This window comes from bacterium (genome assembly GCA_030693205.1).
Classification (GTDB): domain Bacteria; phylum Patescibacteriota; class Minisyncoccia; order JAHIHE01; family JAHIHE01; genus JAHILZ01.
This window is the reverse complement of sequence record JAUYBG010000011.1, coordinates 89,783-100,851: the sequence shown is the minus strand read 5'-3', so window position 1 is coordinate 100,851 and position 11,069 is coordinate 89,783. Positions and strand designations below refer to the sequence as shown.

Below are 11,069 nucleotides of genomic sequence, written 5' to 3'. Positions count from 1 at the left end.
AAAAATTAAAAATCAGCCAATGAAAATCAGGCTGGTTTTTTTGTAAAAAAAGAGGCTCATTAGGTAAAGATGAGCCAAAGTATGTATTAAAATAGTGTTTGTTGCGTCGATTGCGGTATTGGTGCTAAAAAGTTTCTTTCTCTCATTGCTATGCAGCTTATAGCTTTTGCCTCGTTAGGCTCCCAAGTTTCGTTAGTTTCGTTGTTGCTTGTATCGATTATTTTGCCCGTTGGCATTATTATTGCGCTCATTAAGACAAGTTGCACTTTGTCTTTTGTGCGTAATATTCTTACTTCTTTTACCTCTTCGCCTATAGGCAATTGGGTTTCTTTTGTTGCACTTATCACTACAGGCCCGATGTCTTTTGTTGGTGTTTTTTTTCTATGAAAAATAAATATTTCCTCCTTTTTACCTATTAAAATCATAGCATAAATTTTAAGAAAAATCAAAATTATTTTTTATAGTTATTCCCAAATTAATAATAATTTTGTAAAAGATTCTTACAGCGTGCAATTTACCTGATTCCAGGTAGCCATATTAGCGTATCCCATTCCTTGCAAGATCACCGCGATCGCCATCCAAGCGATAAAAATAATAGCTATGCCGATGATCGCGCTGGTGACGGCGGATTTAGCCAGGCTGATTTTTCCGGGATTTCCGGCCGAAAAAGCATAGAGCAATCCGGCGATAACGAGAATAAATACCCCGATGCCGACTGACAAGGTCATAACAAAATTAATGATATTTTTCAGCATATAGAACAAAGCACAAAGGGTGCAGGGAGCGGATTCGTCGATTAAATCAGGTCCGCTGGCAGGAATCGCATTAGCCAGTCTTCCGCAAGGAACAAGTCCGCCGGTGGGAGGAGGCGGGGGCGGAGAAACATTTATTATTGTCTGGCAGGTAGATGTTCCGCTTCCCGTAGCAGTCATTATGTAAGTGGTGGTAGCGGCGGGAGAAACATTTATACCGCCGGTGTTTACAGGAGTTACGCTTCCTATACTATTATCAATAGTGGCAGAAGTGGCATTAGCGGTAGTCCAAGTTAAAACAGAAGAATCGCCGGAAACAATAGAAGCGGGAGAAGCAGAGAGAGTGCATGTGGGAGGGGGTGAACCAGTATTCTCATATGCAAAGCTTATTCCAGCAGTAGTTCCAATCAATAAATCATAATCTCCATCATTGTCTAAATCGGCAAAAGCAGGTCGAGCATAATATCCAACATCAAAAGAAACATCCCAAGCAGATTCGTATATCCAAGTAGGACTGGTCTTTGAACCGGTATTCTTGTATGCGACAGATAATCCATCATATTTTCCAATCAATAAATCATAATCTCCATCATTGTTTAAATCGGCAAAGGCAGGAGCGGACAAGTCTGCAACATTAGGAGCATCCCAAGCAGGTTTGGCTGTCCAAGTAGGACTGGTCTTTGAACCGGTATTCTCATAAGCATAACTTACTCCGATAGTTCCTCCACTGTTTCCTCCTATCATCAAATCATAATCTCCATCGTTGTCTAAATCGGCAAAGGCGGGTCGAACCATAAATCCAACATCGGGAACACTCCATGCAGGTTTGGCTGTCCAAGTAGGACTGGTCTTTGAACCAGTATTCTCGTAAGCGGCAGATGATCCGAAATGTTCCCCAATTAATAAATCATAATCTCCATCGTTGTCTAAATCGGCAAAGGCAGGAGCGGCTTCTTCTCCAACATCGGGAGCGTTCCATACAGGTTTGGCTGTCCAAGTAGGACTGGTATTTGAACCGGTATTTTCATAAGCATAACTTACTCCCCCTTCTTCCCCAATTAACAAATCATAATCTCCATCGTTATCTAAATCGGCAAAGGCAGGAACAGATGTACCCCCTACATCAGGAGCATTCCAAGCAGATTTGGCTGTCCAAGCTACTACTTGAGCAGTAGCCATGGGAATGCTCTTGATAAATAATAAAGCAAAGATTAGACCAACTAACCCAACTAAAACAATAGATTTTTTGAGAAAGAAAAAAGACATAGAATTAATTAATTTGTTTCACTATGATAATGCATAATATCAATAGTGAAATTATAAAATTATTATTTTTATTTTTTTAATTATTTAATGCTTCAATCCTCGGCAATTTTTTCCCATTAAAAATTTTAGCCTTATTGTTTTTCTGGTAGAAATACTATTTATAGTAAACTCGCTTTTCCCGGCCACTTGATTCCCAAATGGTCATAAGCCGCTTTGGTCGCGACTCGTCCGCGGCTGGTGCGGTCGAGAAGCCCCAACTGGAGCAAAAACGGTTCATAAATGTCCGAAATCGTTTCTTCGTCCTCATGGCTTGCGGCAGCCATCGTTTGGATGCCGACCGGTCCGCCGGAAAATTTATTGATAATAATATCAAGGATCATTCGGTCAGTGGCTTCAAGCCCCAGATGATCGACTTCCAGCATTTTAAAAGCTTCCTCGGCGATATTTTTGGTGACGATTCCATTGCATTTCACTTCCGCATAGTCGCGGACGCGCTTCAATAGGCGATTGGCGATTCGGGGGGTAAAGCGGGAAGACTGGGAGATGGTTTTTAATGCCCCATCATCAATGTCTATTTTTAATAAACCGGCTGATCTTTTGATTATTTTTTCAATATCGTCTTGGGCGTAAAAACTCAAGTGATATGTCGAGCCAAAACGATTTAGAAGCGGAGAAGTCAAGAGTCCGATTCTGGTAGTGGCGCCGATCAGGGTAAAACGCGGCAAATTAAGGCGAAGAGTTCTCGCGGAAGGCCCTTTGCCGATGATTATATCCAGCGCGAAATCTTCCATGGCCGGATAGAGGACCTCCTCGATCAATTTATTCAGGCGATGGATTTCGTCAATAAACAAAATATCGCCATCTTCCAAAGACGAAAGAATGGCGCCGAGATCGCCGACTTTTTCTATAGCCGGGCCGGAAGTGATCTTGATATTGCTTTTGAATTCTTTGGCAATAATGTGAGCCAGAGTTGTTTTTCCGAGCCCCGCCGGTCCATGGAGAAGGGTGTGTTCTATGGGCTCGCCCCGTTTTTTTGCCGCGGCGATAAAAATCTCGATATTTTTCTTGATTTTTTCCTGTCCAATAAAATCACTCAAGCTTTCCGGCCTTAAAGCAAAGTCCAGCTTTTCGTCCTCAGGTTTTTCCTTTGGCTGAATAATTGACATAAGATATTTATTTTAAATTTAACAGATTTGATAATTTGGGTTTTCTGGGGTTGACAAATTAAATAGACCTGTTATAATGAATAGTTCACCGCATATTACGCCTTATGGCGAATATAGCACGAAGAAAAGTAAAGAAAGATAGTGTTAGACGCTATTTTTCTGTAGACGAGTTCTTTTTTGCTTTTAGCGGAGAATGTTACACGGGAGTTTTTATGGAATTTGGGTAATTTGGGCGGCAAGTGCAAGCTTCTGTCTGGATTATACCCCAAAAAACTCTTGTTGTCTACAGAAAAATATTGTCTAGCCGATGGAAAAAATCACCTCGCTTATTCGAGGTGATTTTTGGTATATAAACATTTTTAATATATGTTTTTTACATTTCTCCGGCGGCTTTTTCCACTTCGCTGATAGTAGTGATCCCTTCCATGGCTTTCAGCAATCCGTCTTGTTTGAGGGTCATCATTCCTTCCTCGACGGCAACTTTTTCTATTTCGGAAGTTGGCGCGTAATCTAAAATAAGTTTTTCTGTTTTCGGAGAGATCAAGAATACTTCAAAAATTCCGATTCTTCCTTTGTAGCCGTGATTGCATTTTGGGCACCCTTTTGATCTCCAGAGGGTTTCTGCTTTGCCGGCGGTTTTAGTTTGCATGGCGGCGGGGATATCAGATAATAATTTTTTGATCTTTTCTTGCACTTCCGGAGCGGGAGAATATTCTTCTTTGCAAAACGGGCAAAGTTTTCTTACCAGCCTTTGGCTGATGATCGCATTGGTAGCCGAGGGGATCAAGGCCGGCCGTACGCCTAATTCTATAAGACGGGGGATCGCGCCGACAGCGCTATTGGTGTGAAGAGTCGAAAAAACCAGGTGTCCGGTGAGTGCCGCCTGGATTCCCGCCGAAGCGGTGTCAGGGTCTCTCATTTCTCCAACCATGATAATATCGGGATCTTGCCGCATGATCGCGGAAAGTCCGTTGGCAAAAGTATAGCCCCCTTCCTGGTTTACCGCGGTTTGAGAGATGCCGGAAATTTTATATTCGATCGGATCTTCGATAGTGATTATTTTTGTGCCGGGTTCGTTTAAGATATTGATAAAAGCGTAAAGAGTGGTTGTCTTGCCGCTTCCGGTAGGACCGGTAACCAAGATCATTCCATTTGGCTTGGAAATCTCATGGTTGATCTTTTTTAATATTTCCCCTTTTAATCCGATATTTTTTAGGTCCAGAGAGGCGGTGCTTTGATACAGCAAGCGCATAATTATTTCGTCTCCGAAAGCGCTTGGCAAAAGGGCAAGGCGAATATCGGTGTTTTCTTTCCCGATCGCCAGGGTAAATCTGCCGTTTTGCGGAACTCCGGAAATATTCAGCTTAACACGCCCAAGCATTTTTATGCGGTTAGAGAGAGAAGTATAGATATTTTTTGGAAAAATAGCCATATCCGAGAGAACTCCGTCGATACGATAGCGCAAGCGAATTTCGTCCGCGCGCGGTTCAAGATGGATATCGCTGGCTTGGGCTTTTACCGCTCCGGCCATAATAATTCCCAATGTTTCGCCGACCGGAGCGCTGGTTATTTTTTCCGTAAGCTTGCTCAAGTCGACGATGCTTTTTTCAATATCGTTCAGTTCTTCCTCGTTTAGAGTTAAGAGCTGGTCCAGCTTGTTTTTCGCGATCAAACTCGTGTCATAGTTTTCCCAGGCTCTTTCAAGGCTTGCCTGAGAAACTATTATGGTTGTAATATTATAGCCTTTTTCTTCCAGTTCTTTCATTATTTCTTGAGTTTTTACATTCATCGGATCCAGAGTGGCAAGGTGAAGTTTTTGCCCGACTCTGTAAATAACGGCTATTTTCCCTTGCTGGGCTTTTTCAAGAGTAATTGTGGAAAGCGCGTCCGCTTCAATCGGCACAATATTCAGGTCCAGATAAGAATAGCCCAGAGCCTTGGCTTTGGCAGCGGTTTCTTTTTCTTTTGACTCCTGGAGGATAGATTTGATTTTTTCATGCCTTTCCTCCCGCTTTTTTTCGGTATTTATATATTGTTTGGAAACATCAGATTTTCTAATAGTCATAAAAACATTTTAACATTTTAACATTCTAGCATTTTAACATTTTTAATACCAATGCTTAGAATTAAAAAACTAGAATTATTACTATTATTCTAGTATGTTTACGGCTTTAATGCAATGCGTGGCAGAGAGGAAAAGCCTATTCGATCGCCCCCATTCTTTTTTGAGAAATTTTTATAAATAATTTCAGCTTAGCCAGGATTTTTTCTTCAAAATCAATAATTGACAGATTTGTTTCGGAAATAATGATTTTATGATTTATCTTTTCCCCGTTCAGTTCGCGGGTCAAAGTTTTTGCGTCAAATATTCTGTCCATCCAGATATTGCCGATAATTTTTTCATTATCCTGGTAAACGATAAACAAAATATCAATATCTTTTGAGTTATTGACCAATTCATTTATGGCCATATCAATATCATGCGGGTTAGCGTTATTTTTTTCAAAATCATTCTGGCTTAATTTCGCCCAAGCCAGAGAATATCCCGGATCAAAGTTCATGTTGTTCACGATCTGTCCGATAAGCCTCAACACGGAAAGAGGCTTGGTTTTGTAAAAATTTTTTATGATCTCTTCCTGTTTCGCGCCTGCGGCGAGCAAAGACGCGGCTGTGCTGAATGTGTTCGGATTAATGGCGCTTGACTGGAAATTGTTAGTTTCAGCGATAATTCCGGCCAAAAGCAAAGTGCTGATCTCTACGTCGTTTTTTTCGGACAGGATCGCGTCTTTGAGCCCGGCCACGATTTCCGCGGTAGAGGCCATCGTAACTTCTATCAAATTGACAGTGCCAAAATATTCATTGGAAGGATGGTGGTCGATATTGATGATCGGCGTTTGGAAAAAAAGTTCCGTGTTGTCAAAGTAAATTTTCCCCAAAGATTCCAGGTCGGGAGCGGATATGGTAAAGATCAGGTCGTATTTAAATTTGGATGGTTCAAGGTTCAGTGAATTTTTATTGATGCCGTCGGATTTGGTAAGAACATTTATGCTCAATATATTGCCGATTTGTTCATAAGACAATTCTTTGATCTCGTTATGCCCCACATCAAGGGATATTTTGTATGTGCGTTCGCCGGAAACATGATGATGGATCTCTTCTTGCGCAGGCAAGAATAAAAATTTTTCCGCGATTGCGTTAGAGCAGGCAATGCGCGGATCTTTATCCAGTTTTTTTAAAATTAAAAAAAGCGCTAAAGCACTTGCGATGGCGTCGCCCTCCGGATTTTTGGGAATTAAGATCAAAGGGCGGGAGCTTTTTTTGATCATTTCGTAAGTTTGTTGTTTAAGGCTTAAGGCCATAAAATTAATTCAAAAATAAAGCAAATTTTGTTAATATATTTCTATGTTAATTCGTTCGCCTTGTTTCGCCTTCGGCAAGACGGTGAAGCTAATATGTCAATTTACACTATATTCAAAAGTTAGTCAAGGGCTTGGCTATTTCTTTTTAAAAGGCAAAGACAACGAAACGATGTTGGTAGATTAACTCGGTTATTTTTTTGCCCAAAAACGCGGAAAAGAGTATAATATAATAAGAATAGTTATAAAGTTTTTAAAGTTGAAAGTTTTAAAGTTAAAAACTATAATTTATGCCGGGAAACACAGAACGTTTTGGGGTTAAGGAGTATCTAAGAAAAATTATAATGGGTTTTCAGCTTATTGCAAGTTTGGCGTTGGGTGTTTTTGTCATTGCTGTTTTGTATTTTGCGCTGAAATATTTTAATGTTCCGCTGTATAGCGGGGAACAAACCATAGAAGCGCAAAAAATAGGCAATTGGGAGTTTCCGGATGCTAGCTATGTTTTGAAAAATTTTGAGAATATTGCCCTCGATAATAAAAATATCGGCGTGGTAACGATAAAAGACAAAAAAAGCGGCAATACGCTGATGATTTTCGACGTCAGCTTTACCCGAGAAGAGATTCTGAAAATAAAAGACAATATTCAAAAAAAACTTTTGGAAAAATACGGCCTGGGAAATTCTTATTTAAAGAGCAGCGGGAATAAGACAGGAAGGATCGGAGAAGAATTTGTTTATAGCGTGGTTGGGTGGAATAGCGCGGACGGCGCCAAAACGGGGATCATCGGCAGTCTGGATTGTTTAAAAAATAAGAGTAGCGGCGGCAATATCATAGCCGTTGCTGTTAATAGTTCTGTAAAATACAGCGAAGGAAGAACCCTGAATTTTATTAATACTTTAGATTGTCCGGTTGGCGGTGAAAACGGAGAAAGTGTCGAGGCGAGGGACAAGATAGACACGGACAATGACGGATTAACCGATAAAGTTGAAAAAATGCTGGGCTCGGATCCTTATAAAAAAGATACGGATGGCGATGGATATGATGATTTTGAAGAGATCCAAGGCGGTTATAGCCCGATGATTTTGCGCCCTTGGGATAAATATACTCCGGAACAATTTGAAAAGGTTAAAAAAGATATTAAATATGTCAGCATTGATGTCTATGATAAACTTTTTCCGGAAAATTAATTTATGTTTTTAAGAAATAGAAAATTAAGAAAAAGAAAAAAATGGAAATCGGCAGGAAAAAAATAATTATTGGATTATCGCTGTTTATTTTAGTCGGTTCGTTGGTTGTATTGCTGAGTGGAGCTTCGATGTTTGTAAAAGGAGATAATTTTTTGGAAGGAAATTCAAGCAACGCGGAAAGCCAGAAAAATAAAAGTGAGGGAATTGAACAACGCAGTTATATTTCCAGAATTCTTCCCTACGAGTCAACAACTCCAGTTTCAATAAATTCCGCGTTGTCCGGTCCGGCGGTATTTAAAGAAGAAGTTTCTTTGTCGAATAAAAATTGGAAATATTCTTTTTACGCGCCGGCTGATATCGACTTGAACAGAGAACATTCTTTGGTAATCGGGTTGCATGGTTTTGGCGACAAGGCAAAAGATTATATCAGATTTTGGCAGTCCGATGCCGATAAAAATGGTTTTTTGGTGATCGCGCTGCAAGCTTATTCCAAGACATATCCCAGCGGTGCTACAGTTGAGTCTTATCCGTGGCTTGAAATAAGCGATTTTGCCAAAGCCGCGCTGGCTAATGTTCGGAAAAAATATAAAATAGATGAAAATAAAATATTTCTTACGGGGTATTCGGCCGGCTCGTCAGCTGCTTATATCGTTGCGCTGGATAGCGGCATAAAGTTCCGAGGAGTTATTCCGATTGACGGCTATTTGCCGCTGGAGGCGGGGATCATTGATAAATTAAGCAAAGCCAAAGATGTTAATTTTTATGTGGTGCATGGAGCCAGTGACGCAGAAACGGAAGCGGTGATAAAACAAGAAAAAATACTTTTGCAGTATGGCGCGAAAATGGAATTTAAGATTTTGCCGGATACGAGGCACGAATATCCTGCGTCCGAACACGAGAATATTGTGAAATGGATGATTGGGCTGTAATTACTATGTAAACAAAAAAACAACCAGCAAAAGGTCGTTTTTTTGTTTTAGATCTATTTGTTGCTAAATCTCGTCCAGCATGCTATTATAAATTTATAATTGTTAAAAGAAAATATGGCTGAAAATAAACAATCATCCCCAAAATCAATTTTAATTTTTGTCATTATTTTATTTGTTCTTATTGCGTCATTGAGTGTGGTTAGTTATTTATCTTCCATTAAAAATACTCCGACTATTGCTGTGCAGCCGACAGTGACGCCGACACCAACTCCATCGCCAACTCCAATAATAAGTTCGATTGAGCCAAAACCAGAAAATTTAATCTTAAATGAACTGGATAATGTATTTATAAATAATTTGTTATCCGAATTACCTAAGAATTATATTAAATTTGATACACAGCATATTGAAAGTCTTCGTGATAAAAATCCTAAAAATGTAATTGGAATCAAACCATGCGAGCCAGAGAATGATAACGATGATCCGACTTTAAAGCCAAATTGTTTTACCATATTAACAATTTGGAAAGACAAGGAAAACGAAAGCGATATTAACAGTTACATCGATAGTAATGAAATTCTTAGCTGGTATGAAAAAGCCATAAACGCAAAATTGATAAGAACAAAGTATAATCAACAAGTGCAAATGGTTCATACTCCAGTATCGTTTATGTGTCCAAGCACTGGCGGAGAGTCTTGTTTGAGATACCAATTTGCCTATTTGCTAGAAAATGGTGATATTATAAAAGCCCAAATAAGCTATTGGTCGTTTGCAAATGGAGTGTATGTAGAAAAAACACCTAAAGACGTGACGGATATAGTTAATATTTACAAAAATATTTTATTGAAGTAGAAGGCGCAGGAATGTAGGTTTCCGTAACTTCTGAAAATTATGGAGTTGCCTGTTAATTAATAGTTTCAGCTTTTAATATTGATATTTTAATCCTCCTGTGTTATTACGAATTTATAATTGTTTAAAAATAATATGGCTGAAAATAAATTATCATCACCAAAGTCAATTTTAATTTTAATCTCTGTTATTCTGTTTACCATTGTTGCGGCATTAGCCGTAACAGCTTTTTTATCTTCTGTTGAAAAATCTTCGCCAGTTGCTGTAAAACCGACGGAAGAGCCGATTGTAACATTAACGCCTGAGCCGACAATAGCTTCACCGTTATCTTTAATAAAAAGTGCATCGGAATTAAACAAAGAGATAAAAAATGAATGTCCTTTAAATGTTTTATACGAAAGGTCTGTACAGGGTAAAACACATGTTATTTTTAATAATAAAGACTTGGGAGAAGGACTAGTATATAATCTATCTGGGAATAAGCCGTTATATTGGGATAAAAATAAAAATATAATCTATGATGGAAAAAATTACAGGCAAGGTGGTAGTGTGGTAATTGATGGAAATAATATTGCTTTTATCAGATATGGATATGATGAAAATAAGTCTTGGCAGCCATATATAATTTATAATGGCGAAAATATTGGGGTTGGTGAAGGTCCTAAATTAGATAATGGACATTTAGCTTTCGTGAGAGGGGGACATATAATTTATGATGGCAAAGATTTAGGAGAAGGTGAGATTCCACAAGTCAAAGGAAACGATATTGCGTATATCGTAAATTCAAAAGTAGTTTATAATGGAAAAGATTTGGGAGAAATTTGGGGTTCAGGGTCTCTTCATATGTATGACGGCGGCGTGTTTTTTTCACAACGAAATAATAATAGTATTTGGTATAACGGTAAGGAGATTAAAAAGATTAGTGGTTTGATACGTAATGTTGAAGGCGAAAATGTTTTGTTTGAAAAAATAGTAACAGGCGTTGATGGAGGTCAATATGTTTTTTTAAATGAAAAAGATCTGGGTGAGGGTGGAAATGCTCAAATGAAAAATGGCCACATAGCTTGGGTAAATGGTAATGATATATATTTTGATGGTATTTACATAGGAAAAGGGGAGGGGTCTAGAATTGACGGTAAAAATATTCTTTATAAAGGCGAAGAAGGTGGTAGCTATAGTTTAATTTTTAATGGGAATAACTTGGGGGCTTCGGCAACCGTATTTTTCGCAACTCTTATTGAAGATAATGTTGTCTATACTAAAGATAGTAATTTGTATTGTAATAATGTTGATTTGGGAAAATATATTTGCGATAAAGCCCATGAACATGGACAATGTTTGTATACCAGTCTTAAGGAATAATAATTTAGCTTATAAAAAAAATAATTACATTTTGTCTAACAGAGTTTCAAAAATAATCGCTTGTCTGGGCGATTATTTTTGATTAATATATTTTTTATTAGTATTTTTTGCCTTACTGCTGTAAGCTTGAAAGCTCGCAGTATAAATATTGACAAATTAGCCAAAACATACTATTCTACAGAGGTTCACTTTAATAAAAAGT

8 protein-coding genes and 1 pseudogene are annotated in these 11,069 nt (G+C 38.6%); 4 read left to right on the top strand and 5 right to left on the bottom strand.

The window, feature by feature from the left end:
- Nucleotides 1-86: 86 nt before the first annotated feature.
- The 5 genes from Q8N37_03330 to Q8N37_03310 form a co-directional block, all read right to left on the bottom strand.
- On the bottom strand, nucleotides 87-449 hold the full coding sequence (locus tag Q8N37_03330; GenBank protein ID MDP3057524.1) for a hypothetical protein: 363 nt from the start codon (nucleotides 447-449) through the stop codon (nucleotides 87-89).
- 51 nt (nucleotides 450-500) lie between these two features.
- Nucleotides 501-2,018: a VCBS repeat-containing protein gene (locus Q8N37_03325; protein MDP3057523.1), complete on the bottom strand. Its 1,518-nt coding sequence runs from the start codon at nucleotides 2,016-2,018 to the stop codon at nucleotides 501-503.
- A gap of 158 nt (nucleotides 2,019-2,176) precedes the next feature.
- Nucleotides 2,177-3,184 carry a Holliday junction branch migration DNA helicase RuvB gene (ruvB, locus tag Q8N37_03320; GenBank protein MDP3057522.1) on the bottom strand — a complete coding sequence of 336 codons (1,008 nt, stop codon included), beginning with the start codon at nucleotides 3,182-3,184 and terminating at the stop codon, nucleotides 2,177-2,179.
- 373 nt (nucleotides 3,185-3,557) lie between these two features.
- On the bottom strand, nucleotides 3,558-5,249 hold the full coding sequence (locus Q8N37_03315; protein ID MDP3057521.1) for a GspE/PulE family protein: 1,692 nt from the start codon (nucleotides 5,247-5,249) through the stop codon (nucleotides 3,558-3,560).
- Nucleotides 5,250-5,385: 136 nt separating this feature from the next.
- Nucleotides 5,386-6,543: a DHH family phosphoesterase gene (locus Q8N37_03310; protein MDP3057520.1), complete on the bottom strand. Its 1,158-nt coding sequence runs from the start codon at nucleotides 6,541-6,543 to the stop codon at nucleotides 5,386-5,388.
- 947 nt (nucleotides 6,544-7,490) lie between these two features.
- Here Q8N37_03310 and Q8N37_03305 point away from each other — a divergent pair.
- The 4 genes and pseudogenes from Q8N37_03305 (at nucleotide 7,491) to Q8N37_03290 (ending at nucleotide 10,867) form a co-directional block, all read left to right on the top strand.
- Nucleotides 7,491-7,622 (top strand): annotated as a pseudogene (locus Q8N37_03305) (calcium-binding protein).
- A gap of 146 nt (nucleotides 7,623-7,768) precedes the next feature.
- Entirely contained in the window at nucleotides 7,769-8,656 is an 888-nt protein-coding gene (locus Q8N37_03300) for a hypothetical protein (protein ID MDP3057519.1), read from the top strand.
- A 114-nt stretch (nucleotides 8,657-8,770) separates the two neighbouring features.
- Nucleotides 8,771-9,508 (top strand): hypothetical protein, encoded by a 738-nt coding sequence (locus tag Q8N37_03295; GenBank protein ID MDP3057518.1) that lies wholly within the window; start codon nucleotides 8,771-8,773, stop codon nucleotides 9,506-9,508.
- A gap of 132 nt (nucleotides 9,509-9,640) precedes the next feature.
- Nucleotides 9,641-10,867, top strand: coding sequence for a hypothetical protein (locus tag Q8N37_03290; GenBank protein ID MDP3057517.1), 1,227 nt, complete (start codon nucleotides 9,641-9,643; stop codon nucleotides 10,865-10,867).
- The last annotated feature ends 202 nt before the right edge of the window (nucleotides 10,868-11,069 follow it).